This window comes from Streptomyces sp. MMBL 11-1, assembly GCF_028622875.1.
Taxonomy (GTDB): domain Bacteria; phylum Actinomycetota; class Actinomycetes; order Streptomycetales; family Streptomycetaceae; genus Streptomyces.
On the sequence record NZ_CP117709.1, the window covers coordinates 4,931,524 to 4,946,543 of the forward strand.

A 15,020-nucleotide genomic window follows, 5' to 3' on the forward strand; every position below is an offset into this window, starting at 1 on the left:
GAACCCGTACTGCCTCACAGCAGTCACACAGCTCCTGCCGAGTCCCAGAGGTCCCCGATGACACGCACATCCCCGAGAACCGTGCTGCACCGCGCAGCGGGTTCTCTCGCCGCCGCAGGCCTGCTGGCCTCGGCCACGCTCGCCGGGGCGGCCGCCCCGGCACAGGCCGCCGAAGCCCCGGTGTTCACCCTCGGCGGCCCCGCCGAGACGGGTCTGCACCCCTACCCCGAGAGTGGCGCACCGAAGGGTGCCACCGTCGGAATCACCATCAACAACCCGTCCCAGGACGAGGAGAACGGCGGCTACGGAGGTCACTTCACGCTCACCTTCGACCTCAGCGGCATCGACGGTGTCGCCGACGTGGCCTTCGACGGCGAGTCCAACAGCGCGGACTGCCAGGTCACCGGTACGAAGGCGGTCTGCGAGGACTGGGGCGTCTGGCCGGGCCTCCAGGGCGCCGCCGACCTCGTGGTCACCGCCGCCGACGGCAGCGAGAACGGCGACACCGGCACGATCACGGTGACCGGCGAGGCGGAGGGCGTGACCTTCACCCCGTTCACCACCCGGCTCACGGTCGGCGGCCCCGACCTGGTCATGGAGCAGCTCCCCTTCGACCAGGAGCTGAACCCGGGCGACAAGCAGCAGGCTCCGATCACCTTCACCAACCGGGGCAGCCGGGACGCGGAGGGCGTTCTGCTCACCCTCATGTACTCCCGCGGTCTCGACATTCCGCAGCGCTACACCAACTGCGAGTACACCGTGGACGACCCGGACGTCCCGGGCGTCGGCTGGACCACGGCCCTCTGCTCCGTCGAGGGCTCCTTCGAGGCGGGTGCGACGTACACCCTGGCGACCCCGCTGACCATCGAGGCCACGACCCGCGCCTTCTACGACACCTTCGTCTACCGCATCCACGAGGACGGCGCCGCCCAGCGCACCGCCCAGCGTGCGGGCGCCTCCTTCGCGCGGGGCGCGGGCCCCGTGCTGAAGGCGGTCCCGGCGAAGGCTCCCCGGAAGGGCGCGACCGCCCGGGGCGGGGACCTGAATCCGTCCGACAACCAGCAGGAGGTCGACTTCCGTACGAAGAACACGGCCGACTTCGTGGCGTACGGCGACGAGGCGTCCGGGGCCGCCGGGACCACGGTGAAGGCCGACATCGGCTTCCGTAACGAGGGCCCGGCGTGGATCGGCTACATCCGCTCCGGCGAGGACGTCGCCACCGTCGACTTCACCGTCCCGCAGGGCGCGTCGGTCACCGCGAAGCCGGACCGCTGCCGTGCGGTGACCGCCGAAGGAAAGTACCGCGAGGACCAGAAGAGCCCCGCGCCGCGCTACGTCTGCGACACCTCGATGACCGTGCGGGACGGCGAGAGCCTTGACCTGCCCTTCGAGCTGCGGATCGACGAGGCCCTGATCGGCGCGAGCGGCGAGGTGACCGTACGCAGCACCTGGCTGCAGAACCCGGCGCTGCCGTTCGACCCGAAGCCGGCCAACAACACCGCGTTTCTGGTCCTGAACGGCGAGGGCGGCGGCTCGGACTCCGGCGGCACGACGGACGGCGGCTCCGGCGAACCGTCCACCCCGCCGACCTCGGCCCCGGACCCGGAGGAGAGCCCGTCCGGCACCCCCGGGCCCTCGGCGTCCACGACCTCCGACGGAGGGGCGGCGGGTACGACCGGCGGCTCCGGCGGCGGGGGCGGCCTGGCCTCGACGGGTTCGACCGCCCTGATCACCTCGGGCACGGCGGCCGGGGCGCTGGCGGCGGGCCTGCTGCTGTTCGTGGCGGCACGGCGACGGGCTGCCGCGCGGCACGTCTGACGCCTGACCGACGGCGGAGGGGGAACAGGGCCTCCGCCCGGACGTTCCGATGCGGCCGACCCGGGCGTCCCCGGGTTCGGCCGCAATGGGGTGACCGGGCTGCTGTCCCCTGCGGACCGGTCACTGAACGCCAGGATGTGGTCCCACGACGCACCTGCGGTACGTCACACGTCCCGGCGGAGCCACGCGTGGTTTCCTACCGATGCCGCCCCTGGTTGGCACGGACATCAGGATCAACGAAGGCACCGCGCACCTGGTCACGCGCCGTACGGGTGAGACGGGGCCCGAACGTGGATACGGCCGGGTGCCGCAGGCGGAGAACCGTTCCGTCCGCGCACCGCTCACCACGCCGCACACGTCTCACACCCGGCCGCGGCACAGCTCCAGGAGCGTCATGGCCAGAGCGGTGCCCGGCTTGCCCAGCGCGTCCCTGTAGCGGCCGAGCACGGCCGTCTCCCGGGAGAGGTTGACCCGCCGGCCGCCGGAGGTGATCCGGGCCTCCTGGATCACCGCCGAGACGGCCATCCGTTCCTGGACGAGGCCGATGATCCGGTCGTCGAGGGCGTCGATGCGCTCCCGGGCGCCGCCGATCAGGGCGGCGGCCTCGTCCGTGCGGGCGCCGGTCCGCTCGGCGGGGGTGACGGCGGTGGCGCCGGTGGTGCTGCTCATGGTGGTGACTCCCGGTGGGGTGACGGCCCCCGGGGCCAACCGGCCCGGACACGCGAGACGCCCCGGGCCTGCTGGCCCGGGGCGCCTGGAACGTTGCTTGTCAGTAGCTCAAGCAGCACGACCATGGCAGCCGGCGGGCCGGATGCCATAGGTAAAGACGAAGGTCGTGTGCTGACGCATGGGGACAGTATGGCCCCGGCCCGGCGGCCCCCACAAAACGGGGCCCGGATCCTGAGACGCGACGGGCGGCGCTCCCGGGGCGCCGGCCCCGTCCCGCGGCCCGGCGGAGGGTTCCCGCACGGCCGGTAGAATCGGAAGAACCGACCCCCCTTCACCACCGCCGGAAGGCCGCTCCCGTGCCAGCAGCACCCCCCGCCGCCCCCGACGCCACGGCCGACGTGGTCCTCGTCGTCGACTTCGGCGCGCAGTACGCCCAGCTCATCGCCCGCCGAGTCCGTGAGGCCCGGGTCTACAGCGAGATCGTCCCGTCCACCATGCCGGTGGCCGAGATGCTGGCGAAGAACCCGCGCGCGATCATCCTCTCCGGCGGCCCCTCGTCGGTGTACGCGGAGGGCGCGCCCTCCCTGGACCGCTCGCTCTTCGAGGCCGGGGTCCCCGTCTTCGGCATGTGCTACGGCTTCCAGCTGATGGCCACCACGCTCGGCGGCACGGTCGACGACAACGGGGCCCGTGAGTACGGCCGGACCCCGCTGCACGTCACCAAGGCGGGCTCGACCCTCTTCGAGGGCACGCCCACCGAGCAGCCGGTGTGGATGTCGCACGGCGACGCCTGCTCGGCGGCGCCCGAGGGCTTCACCGTCACCGCGTCCACCGACGTCGTACCGGTCGCCGCCTTCGAGAACGACGAGAAGAAGCTCTACGGCGTCCAGTACCACCCGGAGGTCATGCACTCGACCCACGGCCAGCAGGTCCTGGAGCACTTCCTCTACCGCGGTGCGGGCATCGAGCCGAACTGGACCACCACCAACGTGGTCGAGGAGCAGATCGCGCTCATCCGCGAGCAGGTCGGCGACAAGCGCGCCATCTGCGGCCTCTCCGGCGGTGTGGACTCCGCGGTCGCCGCGGCACTCGTCCAGAAGGCCATCGGATCCCAGCTGACCTGCGTCTACGTCGACCACGGCCTGATGCGCAAGGGCGAGACCGAGCAGGTCGAGAAGGACTTCGTCGCCGCGACCGGCGCGAAGCTGAAGGTCGTCGACGCGGAGAAGCGCTTCCTCGACGCCCTGGCCGGGGTCTCCGACCCCGAGCAGAAGCGGAAGATCATCGGCCGCGAGTTCATCCGCGTCTTCGAGCAGGCCCAGCTGGAGATCCTCCAGGAGGACGGCCCCGAGGTCGCCTTCCTCGTCCAGGGCACGCTCTACCCGGACGTCGTCGAGTCCGGCGGCGGCACCGGCACCGCCAACATCAAGTCCCACCACAACGTCGGCGGACTCCCCGACGACATCGAGTTCCAGCTCGTCGAGCCGCTGCGCCAGCTGTTCAAGGACGAGGTCCGCATGGTCGGCCAGGAGCTGGGCCTGCCCGAGGAGATCGTCCAGCGCCAGCCGTTCCCCGGCCCCGGCCTCGGCATCCGCATCGTCGGCGAGGTCACCAAGGAGCGCCTGGACCTGCTCCGCGACGCCGACGCCATCGCCCGCGAGGAGCTGACGGCGGCCGGCCTGGACCGCGACATCTGGCAGTGCCCGGTGGTCCTCCTCGCCGACGTCCGCTCGGTCGGCGTCCAGGGCGACGGCCGCACCTACGGCCACCCGATCGTGCTGCGCCCGGTCTCCTCCGAGGACGCCATGACGGCGGACTGGTCGCGGCTGCCGTACGAGACGCTGGCGAAGATCTCCACCCGCATCACCAACGAGGTCGCCGACGTCAACCGTGTCGTCCTCGACGTGACCAGCAAGCCCCCGGGGACCATCGAGTGGGAGTGACCTCCCCGCTCTCCGAGAGCCCCAGGTCAACGTCGATGCCGTCGCTCATTCGTTTGGGCGGCGGCATTGTCGTATCGGATGGGTACGCTGAGTGAAGAGACGAGACTTCGGCGTATGGGAGTAACTATGAGCGCCGCACCCGAGGACGGGCTTGAGCAGCAGCCGAACCGGTGGCCGGTCCCGCCGGAGGGCGGCTGGACGGCGGACGACCTCGACCGGATTCCGGGCCTCCCGCCCCACACCGAGCTGATCGACGGGAGTCTCGTCTTCATGAGTCCGCAGCGGAAATTCCACACGCGAGCCATGTGGCTGCTGGAATCCGCCCTCCTCGCCCACGTTCCCGCGGATCTTGACGTCGACCGGGAGATGACCATCAGACTGGACACCAGTAACCGACCGGAGCCGGACCTGCTGGTGTACCGGGCCGACGCCGACACCGGGCCCGACCAGACCTGGTACGCACCGGAGGACGTCGTGCTCGCTGTCGAGGTCGTGTCCCCCGATTCCCTGGAGCGCGACCGGGGCGTCAAACCGCGCAAGTACGCCGAGGCCGGGGTCAAGCACTTCTGGCGGGTCGAGCAGGGAGACGACGATCTGCCGGTCGTCTACGTCTACGAACTCGACCCGGCGACGCGCGCCTACACCCCCACCGGAATCCACCACCAGAAGATGAATCTGTCCGTTCCTTTCCGGATCGATGTGGACCTCGGCGATATCTACCGCCGGGGCCGCCGGTAATTCCCTGGCACGGACCTCGCCGCCCGTGCCACGCTCCTGCCTCATGTCCGCCGAAGAAGTCCGCGCCATCGTGTCCGCCGCCGGTAATGACCGCCTCATCTGGAACACCCCGCTCTCCGAGGAGCACGCGGCACGGCTGATCGCCGCCTGCGCCCCCGCCCCCGGATCGCGGATTGTCGACCTCGGCTCCGGCTGGGGCGAGTTGCTGATGCGGCTCGTCGAGGCCGCGCCCGGGGCCGTCGGGGACGGTGTCGAGACCGACCCCGACGCCGTCGCGCGCGGGCGGAAGCTCGCCGGGCAGCGGGGGCTCGGGGACCGCGTGGGGTTCCACGAGGTGCCCGCCGCCGAGTGGGCCGAGGGCGGGTACGACCTCGCCGTCTCCATCGGCTCCTCGCACGCCTGGCCCGGCACGACCCGTGAGGCCCTCACCGCCCTCGCCGCCACGGTGCGCCCCGGCGGTCGGGTCCTGTTCGGCGAGGGGATCTGGCTGAAGGAACCGACCCCCGCCGCACTGGAAGGCATCGGGGCCGGGCCCGGGGACTTCGGGTCGCTGCTGGAGCTGATCCGGCTGGCGGAGTCCGTCGGGCTGCGCGCCCTCCAGGTCACCGTCGCCGACGAGCGCGAATGGGACCTCTTCGAGTCCGAGGGGCCGATCGGCCGCGGGCAGCGCTGGGCGCTGGAACACCCGGACCATCCGCTGCACGCCGAGGTGAGCGCCGAGATCGACGCCCGCCGCACCGGCTACTACGGCGGCTACCGCTCGTACCTCACGCTCGCCTATCTGGTGCTCAGCACCTGACACGGCACCTGACCCGCCTGACCGGTGATCCCGCGCGACCACGGGCCGCCGGCCGTCGGCGGCCCGGGTCACCGACCAGCCCCTGCGGCAGCGGATCGCTCGAACATATCGACGGCACCCGCCCCGGCCCGCCCCGATGCATGCCCCGGCCGCCCGGTACGGCACAATTCGCAGATATCGCAGGTGAGTTGGTTGTACCGGGGCGGGAAAGGGCGTAATCCTCCGTGGCGTTGGACGAATCCAGGACGAGCGGCACGCACAGCGGCGGCTGTACGTGTGGCGACTGCCCGCACGGAGCCCGTCGCGGACACCGGCGCGCGGTCGCCGCGTTCCTGGCCAAACGGGACGAACTGGCCGCGGGCAAGGGGCTCCCCGCCGGGGTCGCCCAGTCGCCGTCCGCGTCCCGGCAGTGGGTCTCCGACGAGCTGACCGGGTCCGCCCGCACCGTCGCCGAACGGGCCCGGGAAGCCGGTGACGCCTGGCTCCACCACGTCTGGCGGGGCACGCTGTTCGTCGTCTGGGGCGCGGCCGGGGCTCTCCTCGTCGGCGCGAGCCTCACCGCGATCGGGGCCGGCTGGTCCACCGCCCGTACCGCCGGGCTGATCGCCGCCCTCCTCACGGCCGGGCTGCTCACCGCCGCCGCCCGCTTCCACCGCGCCCGGGGCGGCCTTCTCGCTCCGCTGATCGGGGAGGACAACCGGCTCTCCACCTCCCGTACGGTCGCCGGGGCCTGGGTGCTGCTGGTGGTCTTCGCCGTCCTCGTGCTCGCGCTGCAACTGGCCGGGGCCTCCGACCCAAAGGAGAGGGACGCGCTGATCGAAGGGCTCGACCTCGTGCGCTCCGCCGGGGTCGTGGCCGTGCTGGCTCTGGTGTGCGCGGTCGCCGTCGTCGTGCGGCGCGTGGTGACCGTACGGGTGCTGGGCCAGCGGCTCCAGAAGCTGCGCGCAGACCGGCCGCGCGCCGCCGACCTGCTCACCGACGACTCGGGGCGCGGCTCCTTCACCGATGTGCAGTACGTGCTGGTCAGCACCGTCGCCGTGCTGTTCGCCGCGGTCCGCCTGGCCCGCCGCCCCGAGCAGTTGCCCGACCTGCCGTGGGGGCTCGCGCTGCTGGTGGCGGTCTCGGCGGCGACCTACTTCGCCGGGAAGTACGCGGAGGGCGGCCGGCCCGTCGTGCTGTCCGTCGTGCGGGCCCGGGAGGCCGGGGACCTGGACGCCCCGATCCGGACCGGCGACGACATCGAGATCCGGGGCGCGGGCTTCGTACCGCCCGGCGCGGGCGGCCCCGACCGGCTGGCCCGGCTCGTCGTGCGGATCGGCACCGTCCATGTCCACGTCCCCCTGATCCCGGTCGCCGGAGGCTTCGCCAACCCGACCGACACCGTCCTGACCGTGCCCGTCCCGGTCGAGGTCGAGCCGGGGACCGTGGACGTCCAGGTCGTCACCGCCGCCGGGGTGGAGACCAACCGCTGTCCGATCGACGTCACGGACTGACCGTCACCCGCACCCCCACGCGCATTTCGGCCACCGATCACGTCCCACCCCTGGTGGGCGGCGCGCCCAGGGCGTACGTATGGTCGAGGTGACGGGACTTCGGGAAGCAGGGCAGCGGTGATGAACGGTTACGGCGGCGGATCGTACGGTCTGGGCGAGCGCAGGACGCTGAGGGAGCAGGCGGGCACCTACGCCCTGCTGCCCCTGCGGATCTTCCTCGGCGTCACCTTCGTCTACGCGGGCCTCGACAAGCTCACGGACAGCGCGTTCCTGTCCGCGACCGGCACCGGCTCCATCGGCGAGATGATGCGCTCGGTGCGCGACTCCTCCGCGGTCCCCGCCCTCGTCGACCTGGCGCTCAAGAGCCCCGAGGGCTTCGGCCACGCCATCGCGATCGGGGAACTCCTCGTCGGGCTCGGCACCCTCGTCGGGCTCTGGGCCCGGCTCGCGGCGCTCGGCGGCGCGCTGATCTCGCTGAGCCTCTGGCTGACCGTGAGCTGGCAGGCCACCCCGTACTACTACGGCAACGACCTGCCCTACCTGATGGCGTGGCTGCCGCTGGTGCTCGCGGGCGCCACCGTGTTCTCCGCCGACGCCTTCCTCGCCTCGCGCCGCCGCCGCAGCATGTAGGCGGCCCACGTCACCGTCGCGGCCAGCCACAGTCCGCCCAGGAACAGCGGCAGGAAGAACGTCCACGGGACCTCCCAGGCCCCGGCGGCGTCGGCCGCGTACCCTCCGGCCAGGCCCAGCATCGCCAGGCCCGCCACCGCGCGGCCGGGCCGGAATTCATGACGCAGCACGGGTGACCTCCACCTGTCCGATGCCGACTTCCAGCACCAGTTCGATCGTTCCGGCGGGCTTCGTGCCCGCCGGCGGCGGCAGCGTCCGCTGCTTCGCCTCGTCGCTGTTGATCCGCACCTGGACCCGCTGCCCCTCCTCCAGCCGGATCTCCCCGAGACCCGCCTCGGCGCGCACCCTCACCGTCACGTTCTCCGGGACGACGACGGCCGCCCGCCCCGCCGCCACATCGAGCCCCGTGCGCACGGTCCCGCCCTCGGGAACCTTCAGCCCGGAGAGGTCCAGCCGGGCGTCGCCCGTGCTCAGTTCGTACCGCGGCTGCACGGCCGCCACCGAGACGGGCCGCCACTCCTTGCGGGCCCACGACGTGTCGATGTCCTTCGGCAGCACCGCCGCACCCGCCAGCAGACCCGCCGTGACCATCGCCATCAGCACCGTGCCGAACCCGGTCCGCCCCAGCACCGAGGCGATCAGCAGACCGAACCCGAACACCGCGAGGGCGGCGACCAGACCGATCTGGAGGGCGATGCCCAGCGGCTGCTGCTCCCAGCTCAGCCCGGTGCCCAGGCCGCCCGCCACCAGCGCCGTCAGGAAGACCGGACCGCCGATGGAGCGCGGCCCGCGCTCCACGGGCGACGGCCTCGGCGTCAGGAACGGGGCGTCCGGACCGGGCCGCCCGGCCTTCGCCCCGGCGCGGGCCGCGTCGGCGTCCGTGTCCGGCGGACCCCACAGATAGCCGGGACCGACCGGCCCCGTGGTCCCGTCCTTGACGATCGGGTCCCGCCACCACGACGGCCCGCCCGGCGTCGGCGGGGCCTTCACCTCCGGCGGCGCGCCGAGCCCGCCGCTGTGCGCGGGGCCGGGCGGGGCCACCGGTGCGCCGGGCGGAGCCGCCGGGTCCTCCGGGGCCCCCGCCGTCCACCGGGACTGCGTCCACACGGAGAAGCCGACGACGGCCAGCGTCAGCAGCGCGGCGAACGCCAGCATGTCCCGGTTGTGCAGCATCGACAGGAACATCCCGCAGCCGATCAGCGCCAGCAGCAGCGCCACCAGGGACGCCCCGTCGACCCGGCCCGACAGCAGTTTGCGCGCCTCGTTCTCGTCGTCGCCGTCCGCGGGGAGCAGCAGCCAGGCGAAGCCGTAGAAGATCAGACCGATGCCGCCGGTCGCCGACAGCACACCGAGCACGATCCGGAAGATCACCGGATCCACATCGCAGTACCGGCCGAGTCCGCCGCACACCCCGGCGACGACCTTCTGTCGCGGGGTGCGCCGCAGCGTCGGCTTCGGCGCTTCGGGGGGTGCGACGCCGGGAGCGGCGTCCGAGGGAGCGGTCATGCCTCCATGGTGACGGGCCGGACCGCCCGCCGGGACCCGCGCCGACCCTGGCCGGTCCCTGATATTGCCCCCGTACGCCCCGGAAGGGCCGGGCGGACGCGCCGGGCGGAGCGGGAGGGGAGGCTGCCACCAGGCCGTACGCGGGGGAGAGCATCAGGGTCACTTCGGGGGCCGACCCTGATGCCGCCCCGCGTCCGCACGTGTGACGATCGGGGTATGCCAGCCGCCACCGCCCGAGCCGCCAGCTCCCTCGCCGCCGACCAGGAGGAGCCCGCGCCGCGCAAGCTCTACCGCAGCGCCGACGGCCGGCTGCTCGGCGGCGTCGCGCGCGGACTCGCCGGACACCTCGGGCTGCCCGTCGCCTGGGTGCGGTTCCTCTTCCTCGGGCTGTTCTTCACCGACGGCCTCGGCGCGGTCCTCTACGCGGTGTTCTGGATCGTCGTCCCGCTCGGCGTCGGCGGCGTCGACGCCCCGCGCTCGGTGTTCGAGATCTCGGCGGACGGCCGCCGCAAGCTCCGTAAACCGGACAGGGGCCAGGTCTTCGCGCTGGTCGCCCTGACCGTCGGAGCCATCGCGTTCGTCGTCAACGTCGACATGGGCAGCGAGGCCGGGCGCTACATCTGGCCCACCCTCCTGATCGGCGCGGGCTCCGTCCTGGTCTGGCGGCAGGCGGACAACGCCCGCCGCGCCCGCTGGATGGAGACCGGCCGCAACCGCAAGCTGCTCCACCTGGCCCGCGGCCTCGCCGGAGTGGCCCTCGTCGGCCTCGGCCTCGCCGTGTTCCTGGTGGTGCGCGGCTCGGCCGCCCAGCTCGGCAACGTCCTCACCGCCGCCATCGCCGTCCTCACCGGCATCGCCCTGCTCGCCGGCCCCTACCTGGTGCGGATGACCCAGGACCTCTCCGAGGAGCGCCTGATGCGCATCCGCGCCCAGGAGCGGGCCGAGGTCGCCGCCCACGTCCACGACTCCGTGCTGCACACCCTCACCCTGATCCAGCGCAACGCCGACGACGGCGGCGAGGTCAGACGCCTCGCCCGCGCCCAGGAACGCGAGCTGCGCAACTGGCTCTACAATCCCGAGGGCACCGGCAAGGACGAGGACGAGGAGCCGGAGACCCTGGCGGAGGCGGTCAAACGGTCCGCCGCCGAGGTCGAGGACAAGCACGGCGTCCCCCTGGAGGTCGTCGTCGTCGGCGACTGCCCCCTCGACGACAAGCTGACAGCACAGATGCAGGCCGCGCGCGAGGCGATGGTCAACGCCGCCAAGTACGGTGGCGAGGGCGGCGCCGTCCAGGTCTTCGCGGAGGTCGAGGGCCGCACCGTCTTCGTCTCCGTACGGGACCGGGGCCCGGGGTTCGACCTCGACGAGGTTCCCGGGGACCGGATGGGCGTACGAGAATCAATCATCGGCCGGATGCAGCGCAACGGCGGCAGCGCCCGGCTGCGTTCGGTGCCCGGCGGGGGCACCGAGGTCGAGCTGGAGATGGAGAGGGCGAGCGAATGACCGAGAACACCGAAGCCACCGGGGGCCCGGAGCGACGGGTACGGGTCGTGCTCGTCGACGACCACCGGATGTTCCGCACCGGGGTGCAGGCCGAGATCGGCCGCACCGAGGAGACCGGCGTCGAGGTGGTCGGCGAGGCCGCCGACGTCGACCAGGCGGTCACCGTCATCACGGCGACCCGCCCCGAGGTCGTCCTCCTCGACGTCCACCTCCCGGGCGGCGGCGGCGTCGAGGTGCTCCGCCGCTGCGCCCCCATGATGGGCACCGCCGAGAACCCGGTCCGCTTCCTCGCGCTCTCCGTCTCGGACGCCGCGGAGGACGTCATCGGCGTCATCCGCGGCGGCGCGCGCGGCTACGTCACCAAGACGATCACCGGCACCGACCTGGTGAACTCGGTCTTCCGGGTCCAGGAGGGCGACGCGGTCTTCTCGCCGCGGCTGGCCGGCTTCGTCCTGGACGCCTTCGCCTCCACGGACGCCCCGCCGGTCGACGAGGACCTGGACCGCCTCACCCAGCGCGAGCGCGAGGTGCTGCGGCTGATCGCCCGCGGCTACGCGTACAAGGAGATCGCCAAGCAGCTGTTCATCTCGGTGAAGACGGTCGAGTCGCACGTCTCGGCGGTCCTCCGGAAGCTCCAGCTCTCCAACCGGCACGAACTGACCCGGTGGGCGACGGCACGCCGCCTGGTCTGAGCAGGGGCAGCCGTCAGTGAGCCGGGGCAGCCCTCAACGGTCTCCCGCCCCGGCCGGCCCGCCCGTCGAGGACGTCCCGTGCGGCGGACTACGCCACCCGGGTCGCTCCGGCGAAAGGCATGTCGTCGACGGGCGCGATGCGGACCGGTGCTCCGGGGCGCGGGGCGTGGATCATCCGGCCGTCGCCGATGTAGAGGCCGACGTGGCTGATCCCGGAGTAGAAGAACACCAGGTCGCCCGGGGCCAGTTCGGAGCGGGGGACCCGGGCTCCGGCGTTGATCTGGGTGTATGTGGTGCGCGGCAGGCTCACACCCGCCGCTTTCCAGGCGGCCTGGGTCAGGCCCGAGCAGTCGAAGGCGTTCGGGCCCGTCGCGCCCCAGACGTACGGCTTGCCGATCGCACCGTGCGCGAAGGCGATGGCCCGCGCGGCGCGGGAGTCGGGCGCGGCTACCGGGGCGCGGGCGGCAGAGCGGCCGGCGCGGGCCGGGCCGCCGCCGTGCCGGGCGTCGGCCCCGCGTTCGTAGGCGGCGCGCTCGTCGGCGGTCAGCGTGTCCAGCAGCCTGCGGGCGTCGGCCAGTTTGGCGCGGATCGCGGTGCGGTGTTCGCGCAGCTCGGCCCTGTGGGCGGCGAGGCGTTCGGTCTCCTGGTCGGCGCGGGCCTTGACGCGGGTGAGCTGCGAGACCTGCCGCCGGATGCCGCGCAGGAGGCCGCTCTGCCGGTCGCCCGCCCGGTCGAGGTAGGAGGCGCGTTGCAGATAGGTGTCGGGGTCGGAGGAGAGCGCCAGCTGCAGGGCCGGGTCGAGGGTGCCGCTGCGGTACTGAGCGGTGGCCAGCGAACCCAGTGCGTGCCGGGCGGTGTTGAGGCGTGCGGTGCGGCGGGCGGCCTCGTCGGCGAGGGCGTCGACGGCGCGGGTGGCGGTGGCCGCCTTCTCCTTCGCCCCGTTGTACTTCTCGGTGGCGGCCTCGGCGTCGTGGTACAGCCGGTCGACCTCCGCCTTGACCCGCGCGGCGGTGGGGGCCGGTTCGGCGGGGGCCGCGCCCGCCCCGGAGACCGAGCCGACGGTGGCCGCCCCGGCGAGCGCCAGGGCGGCGGCGGTGCGGGCGGCGGGGCCGGTGACCGGGCGCTGCTCGGGTTTTCGGTGAGCTGACCTGCGGTGCGCTGCCACGGGGGCGGCATCCTTTCTGTCGGATGCCCGCCGGGGGATGCCGGCGGGCCCGTGCAGGACGCTATTCCGGGTGCGGGGAAAAGAATCCCCATGACGGCTATTGCCCTGATGTGACGTTTCGACGGCCGCATCTGATCGAGAACGGGAGCCTGTTGCCGGGCAATCAGCGCAAGGAATGGGCAATTGGTTCACGAGTGAGGAAAGCGCCCAGGGAAGGCTTGCCTCACTGCGTGGGGGAGGAGCGGCCCTGGCTAGGCTCCGGAGCCATGGACGTACTCATCAATGTCTTCGTCGCCCTGCACATCATCGGCATCGCCTCCCTGCTGGGCGGCTTCCTGACGCAGATGAAGGCCATGGGGGCGGGCACCGCCCGCTTCACCCCCGCCATGCTGCACGGCGCGCTGACCATGCTCGTCACCGGCGTCGCCCTGGTCGGACTCAATGAGGCCGACGACCAGACCGTGAACCACGTCAAGATCGGCATCAAGCTCGCGCTGCTGGTCGTGATCCTCGCCCTCGTCTACGTCAAGCGGGACGACGAGACGGTGGACAAGGGCGCGTTCGCCGCGGTCGGCGGACTGACGGTCGTCAACATCTTCCTCGCCACGGTCTGGACCTGAGCCTCCCCGGGGGGCGGCCGCCGAAGGGCCGCCCCCCGGCGCGCGTCACGCGGGGCGCACGCTGCCGTGGATCGGCATGGAGTAGATCGACTCCTCGCGCACGTTCGCACCCGGCTTCGGGGCGTGGATCATCATCCCGTCGCCCTTGTAGATGCCGACGTGGCTGATGTCGTCGTAGAAGAAGACCAGGTCTCCGGGCTGGAGGTCCGACGTGGCGACCCGCGTCCCGACCTCCACCTGGTCCCAGGTCGTCCGGGGCAGGGTCACGCCCGCCTCCCGCCACGCCGCCTGCGTCAGCCCCGAGCAGTCGTAACTGGACGGGCCCGTCGCGCCCCACACGTACGGCTTCCCGATCTGGGCGCGGGCGAAGGCCAGCACCTTCTCCGCCTTGGCGGCGTAGCCGCTGTCCGCGCCGGTGCCCGAGCCCGTGCCCGTACCTGAGCCGGAGCCGGTGCCGGTGCCCGAACCGCCGCCGGACTCCTTCGCGGCCTCCTCGCGGGCCTTCTCCTCGGCCTCGGCCCGCTCCTTCGCCTCGGCGGCCTGCCGGGCGGCCAGCTTCGCCGCCTTCTCCTTTGCCTCGGCCTCCTGTCTGCGCTCCAGCTCCGCCAGCCGCGCCTTCTCCTCGGCGGTCAGCCTCGACAGCAGGCTCCGGGCCTCGGTGAGCCTGGACTGCACGTCCTTCTTGCTGGAGGCCAGCGTGGCCTGCGTCTCGGTGAGGGTCTCCAGGCTCTTCACCGCCTCCGCGCGCTTCTTCGCCGCCGAGGCCTGCTGCGTACGGACCTCGGCGACGGCCTTCTGCTGCCGCTCCGTCGCCCGGTCCATCAGCCGGCTCTGGTCGAAGTACCCCTGCGGGTTGTCCGCCAGGAAGAAGGTCGCCGCGGGCGCGATGCCCCCGTTGCGGTACTGGGCCGCCGCGTAGGAGCCCAGCGCCCTGCGCGCCTCGTTGATCTTCTCGGCCTGCTTCGCCACGTCGGAGAGCAGCGTGTCGACCTTCGTCCGCTGGGAGGCGGAGGCGGCCTTGGCCCGGTTGTACTCCTGCGTCGCGGCGCCCGCCTGCCGGTACAGGGCGTCGACCTTCTTCTGGACTTCCTCGATGGCGGGTTTCGGCTCCGCGGGCGCGGCCGTGGCGCTCTGCGTGGAGAGCAGCGTCACGGAGGCGAGAGCGGCCGTCGTCAGCCCGACGGCGGGGGTGGTGGTGCGCACCTTCGCGCGCGGCTTGCGATGCGATGCCAAGACCGGCATCTCCTTCCGTGGACCGCCTACCGGGTTAGCTGTCGGGTTCGGACGGAACGGAAGGCTGTCCTACGGTCCGGATGCGAGGTCACGGACCGATTCACCCCGGTTCTGCGTGTGGGTCCCCGGTTCCGGACTGCCAGGGAGGCAGGACGGATTCGGCAGAGGTGCCCGTCGGGCGTGGTTCGCCCCAGGGAGGTACGGGCCACCT

The 15,020-nt window shown here is 72.7% G+C and carries 14 protein-coding genes and 1 riboswitch; of the genes, 9 read left to right on the forward strand and 5 right to left on the reverse strand.

Features of this window, described 5'->3' with window-relative positions; translation table 11 throughout:
- The first annotated feature begins 57 nt into the window (after positions 1–57).
- A complete protein-coding gene (locus tag PSQ21_RS21900; RefSeq protein ID WP_274032282.1) occupies positions 58–1,818 on the forward strand; it encodes a peptidase in 1,761 nt (586 codons plus the stop codon).
- 360 nt (positions 1,819–2,178) lie between these two features.
- Here the strand turns inward: PSQ21_RS21900 and PSQ21_RS21905 are convergent, their stop codons facing one another.
- Entirely contained in the window at positions 2,179–2,487 is a 309-nt protein-coding gene (locus PSQ21_RS21905; RefSeq protein WP_274032283.1) for a chorismate mutase, read from the reverse strand.
- Positions 2,488–2,843: 356 nt separating this feature from the next.
- Here PSQ21_RS21905 and guaA point away from each other — a divergent pair, with 356 nt between their 5' ends.
- From guaA to PSQ21_RS21930, 5 genes are all read left to right on the forward strand, one after another.
- Positions 2,844–4,430 (forward strand): glutamine-hydrolyzing GMP synthase, encoded by a 1,587-nt coding sequence (gene guaA / locus PSQ21_RS21910; RefSeq protein WP_274032284.1) that lies wholly within the window; start codon positions 2,844–2,846, stop codon positions 4,428–4,430.
- Positions 4,431–4,556: 126 nt separating this feature from the next.
- A complete protein-coding gene (locus PSQ21_RS21915) occupies positions 4,557–5,168 on the forward strand; it encodes a Uma2 family endonuclease (RefSeq protein ID WP_274032285.1) in 612 nt (203 codons plus the stop codon).
- 43 nt (positions 5,169–5,211) lie between these two features.
- Positions 5,212–5,967 (forward strand): SAM-dependent methyltransferase, encoded by a 756-nt coding sequence (locus PSQ21_RS21920; protein WP_274032286.1) that lies wholly within the window; start codon positions 5,212–5,214, stop codon positions 5,965–5,967.
- Positions 5,968–6,191: 224 nt separating this feature from the next.
- Positions 6,192–7,460, forward strand: a complete 1,269-nt coding sequence (locus PSQ21_RS21925) for a hypothetical protein (RefSeq protein ID WP_274032289.1) — start codon at positions 6,192–6,194, stop codon at positions 7,458–7,460.
- Positions 7,461–7,580: 120 nt separating this feature from the next.
- Complete coding sequence (locus PSQ21_RS21930) at positions 7,581–8,090, forward strand: DoxX family protein (RefSeq protein WP_274032290.1); 510 nt, start codon at positions 7,581–7,583, stop codon at positions 8,088–8,090.
- On the opposite strand, the gene PSQ21_RS21935 is transcribed toward PSQ21_RS21930, so the two are convergent.
- Positions 7,997–8,260, reverse strand: coding sequence for a hypothetical protein (locus PSQ21_RS21935; RefSeq protein ID WP_030628728.1), 264 nt, complete (start codon positions 8,258–8,260; stop codon positions 7,997–7,999). The two genes, PSQ21_RS21930 and PSQ21_RS21935, sit on opposite strands and share 94 nt — an antisense overlap.
- Positions 8,247–9,596: a PspC domain-containing protein gene (locus tag PSQ21_RS21940; RefSeq protein ID WP_274032293.1), complete on the reverse strand. Its 1,350-nt coding sequence runs from the start codon at positions 9,594–9,596 to the stop codon at positions 8,247–8,249. Before PSQ21_RS21940 ends, PSQ21_RS21935 begins: the two co-directional genes overlap by 14 nt.
- 216 nt (positions 9,597–9,812) lie before the next feature.
- Between PSQ21_RS21940 and PSQ21_RS21945 the strand changes: the two genes are divergently transcribed.
- Entirely contained in the window at positions 9,813–11,099 is a 1,287-nt protein-coding gene (locus PSQ21_RS21945) for an ATP-binding protein (protein WP_274032294.1), read from the forward strand.
- Positions 11,096–11,791, forward strand: coding sequence for a LuxR C-terminal-related transcriptional regulator (locus PSQ21_RS21950; RefSeq protein WP_007450924.1), 696 nt, complete (start codon positions 11,096–11,098; stop codon positions 11,789–11,791). Before PSQ21_RS21945 ends, PSQ21_RS21950 begins: the two co-directional genes overlap by 4 nt.
- A gap of 88 nt (positions 11,792–11,879) precedes the next feature.
- Here PSQ21_RS21950 and PSQ21_RS21955 read toward each other — a convergent pair whose 3' ends face one another.
- Entirely contained in the window at positions 11,880–12,956 is a 1,077-nt protein-coding gene (locus PSQ21_RS21955) for a C40 family peptidase (protein WP_274032295.1), read from the reverse strand.
- Between the two features lie 266 nt (positions 12,957–13,222).
- Here PSQ21_RS21955 and PSQ21_RS21960 point away from each other — a divergent pair, with 266 nt between their 5' ends.
- Complete coding sequence (locus PSQ21_RS21960) at positions 13,223–13,576, forward strand: hypothetical protein (protein ID WP_274032298.1); 354 nt, start codon at positions 13,223–13,225, stop codon at positions 13,574–13,576.
- 45 nt (positions 13,577–13,621) lie between these two features.
- Here the strand turns inward: PSQ21_RS21960 and PSQ21_RS21965 are convergent, their stop codons facing one another.
- Positions 13,622–14,818, reverse strand: a complete 1,197-nt coding sequence (locus PSQ21_RS21965) for a C40 family peptidase (protein ID WP_274032299.1) — start codon at positions 14,816–14,818, stop codon at positions 13,622–13,624.
- Positions 14,817–14,983: riboswitch (cyclic di-AMP (ydaO/yuaA leader) on the reverse strand. (Overlaps the previous gene by 2 nt.)
- Positions 14,984–15,020: the final 37 nt, after the last annotated feature.